The sequence below is a fragment of the Streptomyces sp. NPDC034099 genome (genome assembly GCF_055575415.1).
On sequence record NZ_JBVISR010000001.1, the window covers coordinates 1,034,038 to 1,052,248 of the forward strand.

Consider the following 18,211-nt stretch of genomic DNA (forward strand, 5'->3'; position numbering starts at 1 on the left):
CCCCGGATCCTACCGCTGCCCGCGGCTCACCGGGCGGCGAGGGCGCAGAATCCCATGAGGTAGGAGACGGCGAAGACGACCGGCACCCACTGCTCGACGTAGGTCAGGGGCAGGTACCGGCGCCAGTCCCGGCCCTCGCCCAGCGCGCCCCACTCCGCCCGGCTGTACGCGAACGCCGGGAGCCGCTCCTCGAAGGCGCCGATCACCGCGTACTTGGCGCGGTTGAGCTGCCGGTACGAACGCACCATGACGTACCAGGCGGCGCACTGCACGAGCAGGATGACCAGCCCGGCCAGCAGCAGCGGGACGGACGCGTCGGCCAGGGCGCCGGCCGACACCGCGGCCACCACGGCGACGACCGCGCTGTTGAGCGACAGGAAGAACGTGTTGGTCAGGTTCCGCCGGGCACTGACCCGGTCGGCCATCTCCACGCAGAGCTTGTACTGGTCGAGCACCGCCTGCCGGTAGCGGTCGTCGGCCACCGAGTACTCGGACGGACCGACCTCCGTGTTCCACAGCGCGTCCCCGGTGTCGCTCATGCCGCGCGGTCCCTCCCGTCCGCCCGGCGTTCGAGTGCGGTGAGGCGCACCATGGCGGGCCACATGGCGCGGTCCAGAGAACCCACGAGCTGGTCCTCGAGCGGTGAGGGCCGGCGCAGGGCGGTGAACTCCGGCGCCCAGTCCGGCCCGAAGTGGATGACTCCCCGGACCCGGGACGACAACGCGCGGCTGGGCCGGTACGCGGGCAGCACGCCGGGTGCCAGGTCGCCCGCGAGCGCGCGGAACTCGTCGTACGCCCTCTCCTTCATCGGTACGAGCAGCAGCAGCCGCTCCGGGGGCAGGATCCGCATCGCCTCGCGGATCTCCCAGAGCGTCCCCGCTCCCTTCCCGAGCACGATCACGACGAGGGCGGCGCCGCGCATCATCGCGCTCACCGGGGTCTGCCAGTCGTCCAGCGGCAGGTACATCCGCCGGGCACCGGCCCGCGGCACGCGCTCCCCGGGCGCCCCCACGCCGACGAGGGGGCCGGCCCAGGAGAGGGCGTCGGCGATGCGCTCCTCCTCGCCCTGGCCCGTGCTGACGGCGGCGGCCAGCCAGGCGCCCACCAGGGGGATGCGATGGGGGCGCGCCAGCCGCCGGTCGTCGCGGAAGGAGCGCAGGTACAGGACGTACCGGCGTCCGGCGAGGTCGTCCGGGGAGGAGATGACGGTGTCGTAGTACTGGGCGCCGGTGCGCAGGATCGTGTTGCCCATGCCGATCAGGACCACGGTCTGCACGAGCAGGACGGCGATCGCGAGCGGCCCCCACCACGGGTGGTCGTCGGTCGTCACGATGTCCCGCGCGGCGAGCAGGGCCAGGCAGAAACACTGCGAGCCGAGCCCGCAGACGACCGCGCCGAGCACCCCCGTCGCGCCGAACGGGATCCAGCGCCTGCCGGGCCGCGGCTCGCCGAGCGGCTCGGCGGACTTCAGCAGCCCGTGCTCGGCACGGTGGCGCCGCGACGCGGACAGATCGAGCTGGGCCGCGCGCCGCACCCTGCGGCCGCTCGTGAACACCTGGAGGCCCAGGAAGTAGAGGAGGGCGGGCTGCCCGGCGGGACCGAGCGAGCCGCTGCGCACGACCACGTAGTAGGAGGACCCCTGGAGCAGGACACCCGCCGCACACACCACGGTCCCGCCGGCCAGGTGCCACGACGCCGGCTTCCTGCTCGTGGCGTAGAGCACGGCCACCGCGGCCACGCCGCACAGCACCGCCGCCTGCGCCGGCCCCCAGACGACGGCCACCAGGACGGACACGGGGAAGACCCCCACCGCCCACCGGGGGACCGGGAGCTCGGGCGACCGTTCGGACTCTCGCGACACGGGCTCGGGTCTGCTCATCTCGGCCACACCGTAGTGAGCCGCCGACCGGGCCCGACGGGTTCCCGACCGGCATCACCCGATCCGGTGAACCGGGCTGTGCGGGCCCGCCGAAGGCCGCGCTACGGTGCCGGACTCGGGCCCGGGACGCTGAGCGCGGCGAGCCGCTCCGCGAAGGGCGTGACCTCCTCGAAGGAGTCCCGCTTCGGCGGCGAGGTGCGCCCCTTCGCCGGCCCCGACAGCCCGGCCATCAGCGCCGCCAGCTCGGTCGCGGCCCGCTCGATCCGGGCGTCGAGCCCCTGCGCGCCCCAGTCCTCGGAGGCGGCGTACACCCCGGTGGGGACGACGACCGCCCTCAGGTAGGCGAAGAGCGGCCGCAGCGCGTGCTCCAGCACCAGGGAGTGCCGGGCGCTGCCGCCGGTCGCGGCGATCAGCACCGGCTTCCCGGTGAGGGCGTCCTCGTCGGTGACGCTCAGCGCGTCGAAGAACGACTTGAACAGTCCGCTGTACGACGCCGAGAACACCGGCGTGACGACGATCAGCCCGTCGGCCGCCGCGACCTCGGCGAACGCGTCCGCGAGCGCCGGTGCGGGGAAGCCGTTGGTGAAGGTGTGCGCGATCTCCACGGCGAGGTCGCGCAGCTCGACCACCCGGACGTCGGCCGGAGCGGGCTCGGGCGCGGTGGCGGCCGGGGCGGCGGCCGCGGCCAGCCGGTCGCCGAGCAGCCGGGTGGACGACGGCACGCTCAGCCCCGCGGAGACGACGACGAGCTTCATGCGCGTACTCCTTCCTCGGTCGGGGCGCCCTCCCGGGAGGCCAGCAGGGAGGCGTGGGTCGGCGCGTCCGGCACGTCCGCCGGGCGGTCCTTCGCGAACTCCTCGCGCAGCACCGGCACGACCTCCTCGCCGAGCAGGTCGAGCTGCTCCAGGACGGTCTTCAGGGGCAGCCCGGCGTGGTCCATCAGGAACAGCTGGCGCTGGTAGTCACCGGCGTAGTCGCGGAAGGCGAGCGTCTTCTCGATCACCTGCTGCGGCGAGCCGACGGTGAGCGGGGTCTGCGCGGTGAAGTCCTCCAGCGACGGCCCGTGCCCGTAGACCGGCGCGTTGTCGAAGTACGGCCGGAACTCGCGGACCGCGTCCTGCGAGTTCTTCCGCATGAACACCTGGCCGCCGAGGCCGACGATCGCCTGCTCGGGCGTGCCGTGCCCGTAGTGCGCGTACCGGGCCCGGTACAGCTCGATCATGCGCTGGGTGTGGTCGGCGGGCCAGAAGATGTTGTTGTGGAAGAAGCCGTCGCCGTAGTAAGCGGCCTGCTCGGCGATCTCCGGGGAGCGGATGGAGCCGTGCCAGACGAAGGGCGCGACGCCGTCCAGCGGCCGCGGGGTGGACGTGAAGCCCTGGAGCGGCGTGCGGAACTTGCCCTCCCAGTTCACCACGTCCTCGCGCCACAGGCGGTGCAGCAGGGCGTAGTTCTCGACGGCGAGGTTGATGCCCTCGCGGATGTCCTTGCCGAACCAGGGGTAGACCGGCCCGGTGTTGCCGCGGCCCATCATCAGGTCCACCCGGCCGTCGGCCAGGTGCTGGAGCATCGCGAAGTCCTCGGCGATCTTCACCGGGTCGTTCGTGGTGATCAGGGTGGTGGAGGTGGACAGCACCAGCCGCTCGGTGCGGGCCGCGACGTAGCCGAGCATGGTCGTCGGCGACGAGGGCACGAAGGGCGGGTTGTGGTGCTCGCCGGTCGCGAAGACGTCGAGCCCGACCTCTTCGGCCTTGAGCGCGATGGCGACCATGGCCTTGATGCGCTCACGCTCGGTCGGCGTACGGCCCGTGGTCGGGTCGGGCGTGACGTCGCCGACGGTGAAGATGCCGAACTGCATGATCGCTCAACCTCCAGGTTGTTTAGTGTTCAACTATACCCCTGGAACGGAGCACCTCCGACCGTTATTCCGCAGCTCCGCCGACCGGCGTGGAAGCGGTGCATGCGAAGCTGCCCGCATGCTCGTGCTCCGCTCCGCCGCCCTGTTCGTCGTCGCCGCCCTGTTCGAGATCGGCGGCGCCTGGCTGGTGTGGCAGGGGGTGCGCGAGCAGCGCGGCTGGCTGTGGGCCGCGGGCGGGGTCCTGGCCCTGGGCGCCTACGGCTTCGTCGCCACCTTCCAGCCCGACGCGCACTTCGGCCGCATCCTCGCCGCGTACGGCGGGATCTTCGTGGCCGGGTCGATCCTGTGGGGCGTGGTCGCCGACGGCTACCGCCCCGACCGCTGGGACATCGCGGGGGCGCTGGTCTGCCTCGCCGGGATGTCCCTGATCATGTGGGCCCCGCGCAACGGCGGCTGACCACGGCGCTGACTAACCTGGGCGGCGACCCGCACCACCGACCGAGGAGCAGCCCATGGCCACCGCAGCCGCCGCCCCGTCCGCCGCCTCCCGTATCGCCGTCGTCACCGGCGCGAGCAGCGGCATCGGCGCCGCGACGGCCCGGCAGCTCGCCGAGGCCGGGTACCGCGTGGTCCTCACCGCCCGCCGCAAGGACCGCGTCGAGGCGCTGGCCGAGGAGATCCGGGCGGCCGGCCACCAGGCGACGGCCTACCCCCTGGACGTCACCGACCGGGCGGCGGTCGACGAGTTCGCCTCGGCCTTCAGGACCGTCGGCGTCCTCGTCAACAACGCGGGCGGCGCGCTCGGCGCCGACCCGGTGGCCACTGGCGACCCGGACGACTGGCGCCGCATGTACGAGACCAACGTCATCGGCACCCTCAACCTCACCCAGGCCCTGCTCCCCAAGCTGGAGGCGAGCGGCGACGGCACGGTCGTGGTCGTCTCCTCGACCGCGGGCCTGTCCACCTACGAGGGCGGCGCGGGCTATGTCGCCGCCAAGCACGGCGAGCACGTCCTCGCCGAGACCCTGCGCCTGGAGATCGTCGGCCGCCCGGTCCGCGTCATCGAGATCGCGCCCGGCATGGTCAAGACCGACGAGTTCGCCCTGACCCGCTTCGGCGGCGACCGGGACAAAGCGGCCAAGGTCTACCAGGGCGTCGCCGCCCCCCTGACCGCCGACGACGTCGCCGACACCATCACCTGGGCGGTCACCCGCCCCGCCCACGTCAACATCGACCTCCTGGTCGTCCGCCCCCGCGCCCAGGCCTCGAACACCAAGGTGCACCGGGAGGGCTGACCCCCGACGCCGCCCCGGGCGTCAGCCCTTCACGCAGACGACCTGCTTCAGCTTCGCCACGACCTCCACCAGGTCGCGCTGCTGGTCGATGACCTGCTCGATCGGCTTGTAGGCGCCCGGGATCTCGTCCACCACGCCGGAGTCCTTGCGGCACTCCACGCCCCGCGTCTGCTCCTCCAGGTCCTTGGTGGAGAAGCGCCGCTTGGCGGCGTTCCGGCTCATCCGCCGACCGGCGCCGTGGGAGGCGGAGTTGAAGGACTTGGCGTTCCCGAGGCCCTTCACGATGTACGAACCCGTGCCCATGGAACCGGGGATGATGCCGTAGTCACCGGAACCCGCGCGGATCGCTCCCTTGCGGGTCACCAGCAGGTCCATCCCGTCGTACCGCTCCTCGGCGACGTAGTTGTGGTGCGCGCTGATCTCCGGCTCGAAGACCGGCTTGGCCTTCTTGAACTCCTTGCGGACCACGTCCTTCAGGAGCGCCATCATGAGGGTGCGGTTGTACTTCGCGTACTCCTGCGCCCAGAACAGGTCGTTGCGGTACGCCGCCATCTGCGGGGTGTCCGCGACGAACACCGCGAGGTCGCGGTCGACCAGCCCCTGGTTGTGCGGGAGCTTCTGGGCGACGCCGATGTGGTGCTCGGCCAGTTCCTTGCCGATGTTGCGGGAACCGGAGTGCAGCATCAGCCAGACAGAACCGGTCGTATCCGTGCACACTTCGACAAAATGATTGCCCGATCCGAGCGTCCCCATCTGCTTCCCAGCACGCTCCAGCCGGAACCTGACCGCCTCCGCCACCCCGTCGAAGCGTGCCCAGAAGTCGTCCCACCCGGCCGTCGCCAGTCCGTGGAAGCGGCCCGGGTCGACCGGGCTGTCGTGCATGCCCCGGCCCACCGGAATCGCCTGCTCGATCTTCGAGCGCAGCCGGGACAGGTCGCCCGGGAGGTCGTTCGCCGTCAGGGACGTCTTCACCGCCGACATCCCGCAGCCGATGTCGACGCCCACCGCCGCCGGGCACACCGCGCCCCGCATCGCGATCACGGAGCCGACCGTCGCGCCCTTGCCGTAGTGCACGTCCGGCATGACCGCGAGGCCCTTGATCCACGGCAGGGTCGCGACGTTGCGCAGCTGCTGGAGCGCGCCCTCCTCGACCGTCGCCGGGTCGGCCCACATCCGGATCGGCACCTTCGCGCCCGGCATCTCCACGTACGACATATCGTCCTCATTCCCCCGGAAAACATGCAGAAGTCTCAAAGCGCAAAACCGGCGCCAAGGGCAGCCAAAGGGACGGCTGACCGGCGTTCACGGCGGCGCGTGCGATACACATTGTCTCCAGTGGACGCCCCCGCGCGGCAAGCGAATAACCAGCGGGGACACTGGAGTACCGACCACAGCCACACCGGCGAGAGGAGCCGCACCGTGCAGCGGAAGGCCTACGTACCCGGCGTCGCCGCCCTCCTGGCGGCGTTGCTGGCCGGCTGCACCGGCGGCTCGGACGGCGGTGCCACCGCGGACGACTCGAACCCGGGCGAGCCCGGCGTCGCGACCGAGGCGGCCGAGCCCGGCAAGTACCGCACCCTTCCTGAGCCGTGCGGCGCCGTCGGCAACAAGACGCTCGACTCCCTGCTGCCCGGCATCGAGGAGATCACCGACGAGGAGCAGCGCGAGAAGGCGTACGCGGGCGAGCCGACGCTCGCGTACGACACCGACCGCAAGGTCGGCTGCCGCTGGAAGGTGGATTCCGCGCAGGCCACCGACCATCTCTTCGTCGGCTTCGAGCGGGTGGTGTCGTACGACAGCGCCGTGAGCGACGACAGCGAGGCCGAGCAGCTCTTCGCCCAGCAGGTGGAGGCCGCCGACCTGCCCGAACCCGTCGTCTCGGAGTCCGGTTCCGCCGAGGACTCCCCGTCCGGCAGCCCGTCGGCGTCCTCGGGGGACTCGGGGGACCCCGGGGAGCCGCCCGCCGGCGCGGGCGGTACGCCCTCGGCGTCCTCCTCCGCCTCCGCTTCCTCGTCCTCGTCGAGCGCGTCCTCCGACGCCACGCCCACCGACGTCCAGCCCCGGCTCCTGGACGACCTGGGCGACGAGGCGTTCGTGGACGACGCGCTCAGCAGCTCCGGTTCGACGGCGAAGCGGCGCACGGTGACTGTGGCGTTCCGCACGTCGAACGTCATGGTGACCATCGAGTACGCGGAGCAGTCGGCGACGCTCGGGGTCGTGCCGGACAGCGAGGAAATGCAGGACATGGCGCGGAAACTGGCCTCCCAGCTGGCGGATTCGCTGGGCGGTTGAGTCCCGGCGGGGTTCCCCCGCGCCCGCGCGCGGTGGTCCCGAAGCGGGACCGCACGATTTCTTCACCGCGTACCGTGGCCCCTCGGACCCGTTCCGAACGCAGGAACCACGAGTGCCATGAGTGAAGGAACCATGCAGCTACGAGCCCAGCGTGACCAGCGAGACCCGCATGCGAAGCGAGCGAAGCGACTCACCCGCGTCCTTGTCGGCGCGGCCGCCGTACCCGTGATGCTGGTGGCAGCCGGCTGCTCCTCGGACTCCGGCTCCGACGACGGCAAGGACAAGGCCGCGGAGGAGTCCGCCGCGTCCAAGTCCGCGAGCCCTTCCCCGACGGTGCGGGCGGCGGCGTTCCGGAAGCTTCCCGAGCCGTGCTCGGTGGTGACCGAGAAGACGCTTGAGGACCTGGTGCCGAAGGGCGACTCCGGCAAGGAGGGCACGTCCAACGACACGGCGTCGCGGGCCAGCTGCTCCTGGGACAGTCTCGACGACAACGGTGTGAAGGGTTCTCAGTTCCGCTGGCTGAGCGTGTCGATGCTGCGCTTCGAGTCGGACGTGACGCGCGGCGAGGGCGACAAGCTGGCGCACGACTACTACGAGAAGCAGCTCAAGGACGTGCAGAGCGCGGAGGGCGCGAAGAAGCTCACGACCACGCCGGTGAGCGGCACGGGCGACGAGGCCTCGCTGGTGCGCTACGACCTGAAGAAGAAGGAAGGCACCTTCAAGCAGCAGACGGTCGTGACCCGGGTCGAGAACGTCGTCGTCACGGTCGACTTCAACGGCGCGGGCCTGGCGGGCGACAAGACCCCGGACGCCGACGACCTGGCGAAGGACGCGCAGAAGGCGGCCAAGGAGGCGGTGGCGGCGGTGACGAAGGCCAACGGCGCCGCCGACGGCGGCAAGTCGAGCGCCACGCCGTCGCCCTCCAAGTCGGGCTCCAAGTCGTCCTCCGAGGAGTCGCCGAAGGCGCCGTCCAAGTCGTCCGCGAAGGACAGCTGACGGTCTCTTCGACCCACCGGCCACCCGTCCCCCGCACACATGTGCCACTCTGTTGCGCGCAACAACACGCAATGGGAGGGGAGTACGGGTGGCCGCGCCACTTCAGCTGACACGGACGCACCGTGTCCTCATCGGCATGGTCGTCTTCGGTGCCGTCGTCATCGCCGGCATCGGCTTCGCGGGTTCGTACGCGGCGGTGCGCGAACTGGCCCTGAAGAAGGGCTTCGGGAACTTCAGCTACGTCTTCCCGATCGGCATCGACGCGGGCATCTGCGTGCTGCTCGCCCTCGACCTGCTGCTGACCTGGATCCGCATCCCCTTCCCGCTGCTGCGCCAGACGGCGTGGCTGCTGACGGCGGCGACGATCGCGTTCAACGGCGCGGCGGCCTGGCCCGACCCGCTGGGCGTGGGCATGCACGGGGTGATCCCGATCCTGTTCGTGGTGTCGGTGGAGGCCGCCCGGCACGCGATCGGCCGGATCGCCGACATCACCGCCGACAAGCACATGGAGGGCGTCCGCCTCACCCGCTGGCTGCTCTCGCCGGTGCCGACGTTCCTGCTGTGGCGCCGCATGAAGCTGTGGGAGCTGCGCTCCTACGAGCAGGTCATCAAGCTGGAGCAGGAGCGGCTGGTCTACCAGGCCCGGCTGCGCTCCCGCTTCGGCCGCGCCTGGCGCCGCAAGGCGCCCGTGGAGTCCCTGATGCCGCTGCGGCTGGCCCGCTACGGCGTCCCGCTCGCCCAGACCGCCCCCTCCGGGCTGGCGGCGGCCGGCATCGAACCGGCCCTGCTCCCGCCGGCGCCCCGGCCGCAGGAGCCGGCCCCGCAGGCGGCCCCCGCGGGCGAGCAGCGGGCCGAACTGGTCGGCGCCCGGGAGGCGGAGCCGGTGCGGGAGGACGGGCCGGCGGTCGAGCAGAACCCGTGGCTGCACGCCCGGGACCCGCAGTCGGTCGAGTACCACGGCGACTACGACCCGACGTACGACCCGGACCAGTACGCCCAGTGGGAGGCGGAGCAGCGGCAGGCCGACCAGTACCGGCAGCAGTTCGAGGAGGAGCCGCCCCCGCAGGAGCCCGCTCCGGAGGAGACCGGCGGCTTCCCCATACCGGTCGGGCCGCACCGCACCCGCGAGCTGGGGGAGGGCGGCGGCGCGCCGGAGCCCGAGGGTCCGGGCGAGGACGACTACTACCAGGTCTTCAAGCAGTCGCTCAACAACGGCAGCGGCTACCCGACCCCGCGCGAGTTCGCGTACGACGTCGAGGCCACCTTCGGCGTCTCGCTCCTGGACGCCGACGCCAAGCGCATGGTCCTGCGGTTCCAGGAGCGCCACGGCGCGGAGCTGGAGGAGGAGCACATCGCCTGACCGCACCGCGTACGGCGAAGGGGCGCCCGGTCCTGGACCGGGCGCCCCTTCGCCGTACTGGCGGGTCCTACTCCCCGAGCAGGGTCCGCACCCGGTCCTGCCCCACCGCGAGCAGCAGCGTGGGCAGGCGCGGGCCGGTGTCGCGGCCGACGAGCAGGTGGTACAGCAGCGCGAAGAACGTCCGCTGGGCGGTCTTGATCTCCGGCGGCAGTTCCTTGGGCGTGGCGTCGGCGGGGAAGCCCGCCTGGACCTTGGGGACGCCGTAGACGTGGTGGGTGAGCCCGTCCAGGGACCAGTGGTCGGCCAGTCCGTCGAGCAGCAGCCGCAGCGACTGCCGGCTCGGCTCGTCGAGGGACTTGAGCAGCTCGGCGTCGGGCTCCTGGCGCACGATGGTGCGCTGGTCGGCGGGGACGTGGGTGTTGATCCACGCCTCGGCCTTGTCATAGCGGGGCCGGGCCTCGTCCAGGGACGCCAGCGGGTTCGCCGGGTCCAGCTCGCTGAGGATGCGCAGCGCCTGGTCCTCGTGCCCGGCGGTGATGTCGGCCACGGAGGCCAGCGTCCGGTACGGCAGCGGCCTGGGCGTGCGCGGCAGCTCACCGGCGGCCGTGCGGACGGCGCGCGAGTGCGCGGCGGCGTCGGCGGGGAGGGCCGAGCCGTCGGCGACCTTGGCGTCGAGGCGGTCCCACTCGTCGTACAGCCGCTGGATCTCCTGGTCGAAGGCGATCTTGAAGGACTGGTTGGGCCTGCGGCGGGCGTACAGCCAGCGCAGCAGCTGCGGCTCCATGATCTGGAGCGCGTCGGCCGGGGTGGGCACCCCGCCCTTGGACGAGGACATCTTGGCCATGCCGCTGATGCCGACGAAGGCGTACATCGGGCCGATCGGCTGCTTGCCGCCGAAGATCCCGACGATCTGCCCGCCGACCTGGAACGACGACCCGGGCGAGGAGTGGTCCACGCCGCTGGGCTCGAAGACGACCCCCTCGTACGCCCAGCGCATCGGCCAGTCGACCTTCCAGACCAGCTTGCCGCGGTTGAACTCGCTCAGCCGCACGGTCTCGGAGAAGCCGCAGGCGGTGCAGGCGTAGGTCAGCTCGGTCGAGTCGTCGTCGTAGGCGGTGACCGTCGTGAGGTCCTTCTCGCAGTTGCCGCAGTACGGCTTGTACGGGAAGTACCCGGCGGAGCCGGAGCTGCCGTCGTCCTCGGCGGCGGCGCCGGAGCCCTCGGCGGCCTCCAGCTCGGCCTCGTCGACGGGCTTCTGCGACTTCTGCGGCTGCTTCGCGGGCTTCTTGGTCCGGTACTGGTCGAGGATCGCGTCGATGTCCCGCCGGTGCTTCATGGCGTGCAGGATCTGCTCGCGGTAGACACCGGAGGTGTACTGCGCGGTCTGGCTGATGCCGTCGAACTCGACGCCCATCGCGTCGAGCGCGGCGACCATCGCGGCCTTGAAGTGCTCCGCCCAGTTCGGGTGCGGGGAGCCCTTCGGCGCCGGGACGGAGGTCAGGGGCTTGCCGATGTGCTCGGCCCAGCTCTCGTCCACCCCGGGGACACCGGCCGGGACCTTGCGGTAGCGGTCGTAGTCGTCCCAGGAGATCAGGTGCCGCACCTCGTACCCGCGGCGGCGGATCTCGTCGGCGACCAGGTGCGGGGTCATGACCTCGCGCAGGTTGCCCAGGTGGATGGGGCCGGAGGGGGAGAGTCCGGACGCGACGACAACGCTGGGTTTGCCCGGGGCACGGCGCTCCGACTCGGCGATGACCTCGTCCGCGAACCGGGAGACCCAGTCGGTGGTCTCTGTGCTCTGAGCCACGATCGGCACGTCCTTCTTTCTGCTCGGGCAGCCGGTACGGTCGCACGGCTGACCGCTCCATTCTCCCAGTACGGCCCGCTTCCGCGAAAACCGCTTTTCACCGCATGGGATACTCGGTTTCTGTACTACTTCCAGGAACCCGAGCAGAACGGCAGCCACTCCATGGCCTCGGTCACGTCCCTCACCGACTCCGTCCAGCAGCAGCTCGCGTCCGCCCTCACGGCCACCCGGCCGGAGGCCGCCGGCGCCGACCCGCTGCTGCGACGTAGCGACCGGGCGGACTACCAGGCCAACGGCATCCTCGCGCTGGCCAAGAAGGCGAAGGCCAACCCGCGGGAGCTGGCGGCCGAGGTCGTCGCCCACATCACCACCGGCGACGAGCTGATCAAGGACGTCGAAGTCTCCGGGCCCGGCTTCCTCAACATCACCGTCAGCGACGGCGCGATCACCCGGAACCTCGCCGCGCGGCTCGCGGACGGCGAGCGGCTCGGAGTGCCGCTGAAGCAGGACGCGGGCACCACGGTCGTCGACTACGCCCAGCCGAACGTGGCGAAGGAGATGCACGTCGGCCACCTGCGCTCGGCGGTCATCGGCGACGCGCTGCGCGGCATGCTCGACTTCACCGGCGAGAAGACGATCGGCCGGCACCACATCGGCGACTGGGGCACCCAGTTCGGCATGCTCATCCAGTACCTGTTCGAGCACCCCGGCGAGCTGGCCCCGGCCGAGGACGTCGACGGCGAGCAGGCCATGTCGAACCTGAACCGGGTGTACAAGGCGTCGCGCGCGGTCTTCGACGCGGACGAGGAGTTCAAGGAGCGGGCCCGCAAGCGGGTCGTCGCCCTGCAGTCCGGCGACAAGGAGACGCTGGAGCTGTGGCAGCAGTTCGTGGACGAGTCGAAGGTCTACTTCTACTCCGTCTTCGAGAAGCTCGACATGGAGATCCGCGACGAGGAGATCGTCGGCGAGTCCGCGTACAACGAGGGCATGCCCGAGACCGCCCGCCTCCTGGAGGAGACGGGCGTCGCGGTGCGCTCCGAGGGCGCGCTCGTGGTGTTCTTCGACGAGATCCGCGGCAAGGACGACCAGCCGGTCCCGCTGATCGTGCAGAAGGCCGACGGCGGCTTCGGCTACGCGGCCTCCGACCTGACCGCGATCCGCAACCGGGTCCAGGACCTGCACGCGACCACGCTCCTGTACGTCGTGGACGTACGTCAGTCGCTGCACTTCAAGATGGTCTTCGAGACCGCCCGCCGGGCCGGCTGGCTCGGCGACGAGGTCACCGCGCACAACATGGGCTACGGCACGGTGCTCGGCGCCGACGGCAAGCCCTTCAAGACGCGTGCGGGCGAGACCGTGCGTCTGGAGGACCTGCTGGACGAGGCCGTGCAGCGGGCGGCCGAGGTCGTGCGGGAGAAGGCGCGGGACCTCACCGAGGACGAGATCCAGGAGCGGGCCGCGCAGGTCGGCATCGGGGCCGTGAAGTACGCGGACCTGTCGACGTCGCCGAGCCGCGACTACAAGTTCGACCTGGACCAGATGGTCTCGCTCAACGGCGACACCAGCGTCTACCTCCAGTACGCCTACGCCCGGATCCAGTCCATCCTCCGCAAGGCCGGCGAGTTCCGCCCAGCCGCCCACCCGGAGCTGGCGCTGCACGAGGCGGAGCGCGCGCTGGGCCTGCACCTGGACGCGTTCGGGGACACGGTCTTCGAGGCGGCCGCGGAGTACGCCCCGCACAGGCTGGCCGCGTACCTGTACCAGCTGGCGTCGCTGTACACGACGTTCTACGACAAGTGCCCGGTGCTGAAGGCCGAGACGCCGGAGCAGGTGGAGAACCGCCTCTTCCTGTGCGACCTCACGGCCCGCACCCTGCACCGGGGCATGGCCCTGCTGGGCATCCGGACGCCCGAGCGGCTCTGAGTACGGCCCGGAGGTGAGGGCGGGGCCGCCCCGCCCTCACCTCAGCAGCGTCAGGCCGTCGGGTGCGTCGATGCCGAACTCCTCGGCCAGCACCCGGCGGGCCTGCGTGTCGTCGGACAGCTTCCGTTCGGTGACCGCGCCGTCGTCGGTACGCGTCACGGTGACGCGGTCGCCGTCGAGGAGCAGGTGCGCGTCCGGGGTGAGGCGCTGGACGTAGGGGCGCCGGGCGAACGGGGACCGCGGGTTCGTGGCGATGTGCCAGTTGATCACCTCGTAGTCGGACGGCTCGAACGGCTCCGGGGTGAACGCGTACTGCGCCTCCCAGCCGCCCGCCACGTGCGCCTGGAGCACCCACGTCTCCAGCGGCCCCCGGCGCGGCGCGTGCACCAGCCGATGCCGGCGCCCGGCGTCGTGGAACTCGGTGTCCGCCTGCAGCGGCACCGGTTCCAGCAGCGAGCCGATGGCGCCGAAGCCGACGTCGGCCAGATACGGCCGCGGGTCGCCGGGCAGCTCGGCGAGGAGGGCCATGTGGGTGCGCGGACGGTCCTCGAAGCGGTCGGCGCCGACGACGACCCGCGCGGTCAGCCGGATCACCCGGGCGCCGAGCGCCTCCAGGGCCGCCGCGAACAGGGTGTTGTGCTCGTAGCAGTAGCCGCCCCGCCGACGGCCGTGGACCAGCTTGGCCATCAGGTCGGAGAGGTCGAGGGAAGGGGCCCGGCCGCCGAGGGCGTCGAGGTTCTCGAAGGGGATGGCCCGCAGGTGGGCGAGCTGCACCCCGCGCAGGGTGGCCGCGTCGGGCCGCCGCCCGCCCTCCCAGCCGATGCGCTCGAAGTAGGCGTCGAGGGAGAAGGGCGTAGTCGTCCGTGCGCTGTCGGGCATGACCTCACCGTACGTGCGGCGACGGCGCCCCCGCCCTCGGTCATTGGTCCTACGACGGGAGCCGCGTCGCCCGGTGCGCCGTGCCCAGTCCCTCGCCCAGCCTGCGCAGCCCCTCGGCGATCTCGTCCGGTGCCTGCGTGACGAAGCACAGCCGCAGCGTGGCGCGGTCGGGCTCGCCGGCGTGGAAGGGGGCCCCGGGGACGTACGCCACGTCGTGCCGGACCACCTCGGGGAGCAGGACGGTGGTGTCGTACCCGTCGGGCAGCCGGGCCCACAGGAACATGCCGCCCTCGGGGCGGGTCCACACCGATCCCGCCGGGAGCGCGTCCGCGAGGCCCGCGAGCATGGCGTCCCGGCGCGTTCCGTAGACGGCGGCGACGCGGGCGACGTGGGCGTCCAGGTCCCGGTCGGCCAGGTAGCGGGCGGCGGCGAGCTGGTTGACGGTCGGGGTGTGCAGGTCGGCGGCCTGCTTGGCGACCGCGCAGGCCCGCAGCAGCTCGGCGGGCGCCCGCAGCCAGCCCAGGCGCAGGCCGGGCGCCATGACCTTGGAGAAGGAGCCCAGCAGCACGGTCCGGTCCCGGGCCCCCTCGTAGGAGGCGATCCACGGCACCCGCTCGCCCTCGAAGCGCAGCTCGCCGTACGGGTCGTCCTCGACGATCCACAGCCCGCACCGCCCCGCGACCTCGGCGAGGGCGGCGCGGCGGGCGGCGGGCACGGTGCGGCCGGTGGGGTTGGAGAAGGTGGGGACCGTGTAGAGCAGCTTGGGACGCTCGCGCACCACCAGTTCCTCCAGGGCGACGGGGTCGATCCCGTCGTCGTCCCCGGGCACCGCCACCACCCGGGCGCCCGCGAAACCGAAGGCCTGAAGCGCGGCCAGGTAGCAGGGGCGCTCGACGAGGACCGTGTCGCCGGGTTCGAGCAGCGCGGTGGCCAGGAGTGACAGGGCCTGCTGCGAACCGGTGGTGACGAGGAGGTCGTCGGCGCCGGTGGCCAGCCCGCGCGCCGAGGTGCGGGCGGCGAGCGCGGCCCGCAGGGCGGGCTCGCCCTCGGTCGTGGAGTACTGCAGGGCCCGCGCGGGCGTCTCGGCGAGGACGTCCCGGTACGCGGCGGCGATGCCCTCCGCGTCGAACAGTTCGGGGGCCGGCAGCCCGCCCGCGAAGTTGATCACCTCGGGGCGGGCGGTGACGGCGAGGATGTCCCGGACCGGCGAACCGCCGATCGACCGGGCCCGCGCGGCGAGCGGCGGCAGCGGAGCGGTGGCGGTGGCGGCGGGCGCGGTCTCAGTCACGGTCATGCGCGCAGCCTAGGCAGGTACGTGCCGCCTACAGGGAACTTTCCGCGATCCGGACACCCGTGCGACCCGCGACGGCCGTCAGCCCTTGGCGCCCAGCCCGCCGTACACGTTGATGTCCGCGTCCGTGACGTCGTTGATGTCCTTGTACCGGACCTTCTCGATGTCGTCCAGTTCGGCGAGGTACGTCTCCTCCGGCTGCTCCGGCACCGGCGCCGCGTGGTCCGGCCGCCAGTGGTGCACCGGCACGACACCGGGGTCGGCCAGCTCCAGTCCGCTCTCCGTGAAGAACCGCTCCACGTCCTTGCGGGAGCGCAGCACGAAGGTGAAACCCCGCTCGGTGTACGTCCGCTGGACCGCGCGGATGCTCTCCGGGTTGAGGTCGTCGGTGAGGTGGCTGAGGATCAGACGGCTGCCGGCGGGCAGCGCGTCGACCAGTTCGCGGACGATCGGGTACGCCTCCGCGTCCTCGACGAAGTGCAGGATGGCGACGAGGCAGAGCGCCACCGGCCGGTCGAAGTCGATGGTCTCGGCGGCCCGTTCGAGGATCCGCGCCGGACTCTTCAGGTCGGCGTCGATGTAGTCCGTGCGTCCCTCGGGGCCGCTGGTGAGCAGGGCGCGGGCGTGGGCGAGTACGACCGGGTCGTTGTCGACGTAGACCACCCGCGACTCGGGGGCGATGCGCTGGGCGATCTGGTGCACGTTCTCGGCGGTCGGCAGCCCGGTGCCGATGTCGAGGAACTGCCGGATGCCGTCCTCCCGGGCGAGCGCGGTCACCGCGCGCCGCAGGAAGTCGCGGTTGTGCCGTACGTCGAGGTAGCCGCGCGGGTTGGCGGCGAGCCCGGCGGCCGCGGCGTCGAGGTCGGCGGGGTAGTGGTCCTTGCCGCCGAGGAAGACGTCGTAGACCCGCGCCGGGTGCGCCTTGCTGCTGTCGATCCTCCTCCGCAGCTCCGCGGGGTCCTGGCTGAGGGCGTCACCGGGCATGCGCGTCCCACCTTTCGGATGTCACCTGACGAAGCGAACAGGTTTGGTGCTCAACAACCTATCTCCCGCCCGGACTTGCCGTTGCCCGATGCCGCCGGCAGGGCGCCTCCGGTCCGGCCCGTCTCAGCCGCCCTCGACCAGCTCCCAGGCGTCGCTGCCGAGGGGGTACGCGTAGGAGGAGTCGTCCCGGGAGGCGCTGGTGCGGAACGGCTTGCCGTTGTCGTCGATGCGCGTCGTGCCGTGCCGGCCGCCGCTGGACCACTCCAGTTCCAGCTCCCAGCTGACGTCGTGGCCGCTGGTGTGCGCGACGACCTGGAAGACCTCGGGGTCGGACTCGCTGACGCTGTACGGGAAGTCCCGCTGGCCCCCGATCGGCGTCGCGGTCGGGGTGCCGAGGTCGAGCGAGACGTCGAAGGCCGTGGTGTGCACCTGGCCGCCGCAGCCGTTGCCCATCACGTACTGGTTCCAGCCCAGCGCCGGGCCACTGCGCTTCACCCGGACGTGCAGGTCCTCCAGGACCACCGTCTGCGGGCCGGTGCCCTGCACGGTGAGGACGACCGTCTGCCGGTTCGCGGAGACCGCGTTGAGGGGGGTGGCCCAGCCGACGGCGTCCTGCTGGGGCGGGGGCTTGGGCACGTTCTTCGGGCTGCGGTCGACGAGGAAGGCGTGGTCGCAGGGCACGTCCCAGTAGTACGGGGTGGTCGACACGGTGAGCAGGGGCCCGTCGACGGGTGCCTCGCGGCTCGGCGTGGCGGTGGCCGGACGCGACGGTGACGCGGAGGGGGACCCGGACCGGGACGCGGAGGCGGAGGCGGACGGGGAGGACGTGGCGGCGCTCGCGCTCGGCGAGCCCGGCCCGGTCGCGCTCCCGGACACCGACGCGGACGTCTGCGCGACGGCCCCGGCCGGTCCGCGCCGGCCGTCGTCGTCCGGGCCCGACACGAGGTTGGCCACGAGCGCCACGGCGGCGCTGACGGCGACGACGCCGGTCGCGGCGTAGAGCGCGGCACGCGGCACCCGACGGCGGCTCTCCGGGACCGACGGCGGCTCCGACACCGACGAGGCCGACAGTGTCTCCGGAGCCGACGAGGCGGATGAGGCCGGCGAAGCCGACGAGGCCGGCGAGGCCGGCGAGACCGGCGAGACCGGCGAGACCGGCGACTGCGACGAGGCGCCGTCCGCGACCGGGCTCTCCGAGCCCTCGGCACCCTCTGGGCCGGCGTTGTCCCCCGCACCCTCCGCGTCCTCTCCGCCCTCGGTCTCCCCCTTCCGCACACCGCGCAGCGCGTCCGCGCGGATCCAGCGGCGGTGGAGTTCGAGCAGTTCCTCGGGCGTCGCCCGGCACACGCGGGCGAGACGTTCGACGGGCGCGAACTCGACCGGCACCACCTCCCCGCTGACGTACCGGTGCAGGGTCGAGCCGCTCATGTGCAACCGCTTGCCGAGTGCCCCGTAACTGAGCCCGGACCGCTCCTTCAGCTCCCGAAGCAGTCCCGCGAAGTCGTCCCCCGCCACCGTTCCTCCCTCTCCTCGCATCCCCGTACCGCATCCCAGAGGGACGTTGTTCCCGCAGGTCAGAGCGTTCCGGGCGTCCCACCGTCCCGCATGCTCCCCCATCGCTGGCGGCCGGGACGATCAGGACCGCAAGCT

At 72.2% G+C, this 18,211-nt stretch carries 16 protein-coding genes; 6 read left to right on the forward strand and 10 right to left on the reverse strand.

What is annotated here, in order from left to right; genetic code table 11:
* Positions 1 to 26: 26 nt before the first annotated feature.
* The 4 genes from ACZ56V_RS04955 to ACZ56V_RS04970 all read right to left on the reverse strand — a co-directional run bounded on the left by ACZ56V_RS04955 (position 27) and on the right by ACZ56V_RS04970 (position 3,734).
* Positions 27 to 539: a RipA family octameric membrane protein gene (locus ACZ56V_RS04955; RefSeq protein ID WP_356367805.1), complete on the reverse strand. Its 513-nt coding sequence runs from the start codon at positions 537 to 539 to the stop codon at positions 27 to 29.
* Positions 536 to 1,879, reverse strand: a complete 1,344-nt coding sequence (locus ACZ56V_RS04960) for a transferase (protein ID WP_468939261.1) — start codon at positions 1,877 to 1,879, stop codon at positions 536 to 538. The genes ACZ56V_RS04955 and ACZ56V_RS04960 overlap by 4 nt, the downstream gene beginning before the upstream one ends.
* A gap of 101 nt (positions 1,880 to 1,980) precedes the next feature.
* Complete coding sequence (locus ACZ56V_RS04965) at positions 1,981 to 2,634, reverse strand: CE1759 family FMN reductase (protein WP_468939264.1); 654 nt, start codon at positions 2,632 to 2,634, stop codon at positions 1,981 to 1,983.
* On the reverse strand, positions 2,631 to 3,734 hold the full coding sequence (locus tag ACZ56V_RS04970; protein ID WP_467382629.1) for an LLM class flavin-dependent oxidoreductase: 1,104 nt from the start codon (positions 3,732 to 3,734) through the stop codon (positions 2,631 to 2,633). The genes ACZ56V_RS04965 and ACZ56V_RS04970 overlap by 4 nt, the downstream gene beginning before the upstream one ends.
* Positions 3,735 to 3,852: 118 nt before the next feature.
* Between ACZ56V_RS04970 and ACZ56V_RS04975 the strand changes: the two genes are divergently transcribed.
* Positions 3,853 to 4,191 (forward strand): YnfA family protein, encoded by a 339-nt coding sequence (locus ACZ56V_RS04975; RefSeq protein WP_356367797.1) that lies wholly within the window; start codon positions 3,853 to 3,855, stop codon positions 4,189 to 4,191.
* Positions 4,192 to 4,246: 55 nt separating this feature from the next.
* Entirely contained in the window at positions 4,247 to 5,029 is a 783-nt protein-coding gene (locus tag ACZ56V_RS04980) for an SDR family NAD(P)-dependent oxidoreductase (RefSeq protein WP_468939268.1), read from the forward strand.
* 21 nt (positions 5,030 to 5,050) lie between these two features.
* On the opposite strand, the gene ACZ56V_RS04985 is transcribed toward ACZ56V_RS04980, so the two are convergent.
* Positions 5,051 to 6,244, reverse strand: a complete 1,194-nt coding sequence (locus ACZ56V_RS04985; RefSeq protein ID WP_398917577.1) for an RtcB family protein — start codon at positions 6,242 to 6,244, stop codon at positions 5,051 to 5,053.
* Positions 6,245 to 6,448: 204 nt separating this feature from the next.
* Here ACZ56V_RS04985 and ACZ56V_RS04990 point away from each other — a divergent pair, with 204 nt between their 5' ends.
* The 3 genes from ACZ56V_RS04990 (at position 6,449) to ACZ56V_RS05000 (ending at position 9,677) form a co-directional block, all read left to right on the forward strand.
* A complete protein-coding gene (locus ACZ56V_RS04990; RefSeq protein WP_468939271.1) occupies positions 6,449 to 7,321 on the forward strand; it encodes a DUF3558 domain-containing protein in 873 nt (290 codons plus the stop codon).
* A gap of 117 nt (positions 7,322 to 7,438) precedes the next feature.
* Entirely contained in the window at positions 7,439 to 8,317 is an 879-nt protein-coding gene (locus ACZ56V_RS04995; RefSeq protein WP_468939274.1) for a DUF3558 family protein, read from the forward strand.
* 88 nt (positions 8,318 to 8,405) lie between these two features.
* Complete coding sequence (locus ACZ56V_RS05000; protein ID WP_356367787.1) at positions 8,406 to 9,677, forward strand: DUF2637 domain-containing protein; 1,272 nt, start codon at positions 8,406 to 8,408, stop codon at positions 9,675 to 9,677.
* Between the two features lie 67 nt (positions 9,678 to 9,744).
* Here the strand turns inward: ACZ56V_RS05000 and lysS are convergent, their stop codons facing one another.
* Positions 9,745 to 11,493, reverse strand: coding sequence for a lysine--tRNA ligase (lysS, locus tag ACZ56V_RS05005; RefSeq protein ID WP_468939278.1), 1,749 nt, complete (start codon positions 11,491 to 11,493; stop codon positions 9,745 to 9,747).
* A 153-nt stretch (positions 11,494 to 11,646) separates the two neighbouring features.
* Between lysS and argS the strand changes: the two genes are divergently transcribed.
* On the forward strand, positions 11,647 to 13,407 hold the full coding sequence (gene argS, locus ACZ56V_RS05010; RefSeq protein ID WP_468939281.1) for an arginine--tRNA ligase: 1,761 nt from the start codon (positions 11,647 to 11,649) through the stop codon (positions 13,405 to 13,407).
* 36 nt (positions 13,408 to 13,443) lie between these two features.
* On the opposite strand, the gene ACZ56V_RS05015 is transcribed toward argS, so the two are convergent.
* From ACZ56V_RS05015 to ACZ56V_RS05030, 4 genes are all read right to left on the reverse strand, one after another.
* Positions 13,444 to 14,286, reverse strand: coding sequence for an arylamine N-acetyltransferase family protein (locus ACZ56V_RS05015; protein WP_468939284.1), 843 nt, complete (start codon positions 14,284 to 14,286; stop codon positions 13,444 to 13,446).
* A gap of 49 nt (positions 14,287 to 14,335) precedes the next feature.
* A complete protein-coding gene (locus tag ACZ56V_RS05020; protein ID WP_468939287.1) occupies positions 14,336 to 15,580 on the reverse strand; it encodes an aminotransferase-like domain-containing protein in 1,245 nt (414 codons plus the stop codon).
* Between the two features lie 78 nt (positions 15,581 to 15,658).
* Positions 15,659 to 16,561, reverse strand: a complete 903-nt coding sequence (locus ACZ56V_RS05025) for an SAM-dependent methyltransferase (protein ID WP_467382647.1) — start codon at positions 16,559 to 16,561, stop codon at positions 15,659 to 15,661.
* A 123-nt stretch (positions 16,562 to 16,684) separates the two neighbouring features.
* Positions 16,685 to 18,076, reverse strand: coding sequence for a helix-turn-helix domain-containing protein (locus tag ACZ56V_RS05030; RefSeq protein WP_468939291.1), 1,392 nt, complete (start codon positions 18,074 to 18,076; stop codon positions 16,685 to 16,687).
* Positions 18,077 to 18,211 lie beyond the last annotated feature (135 nt).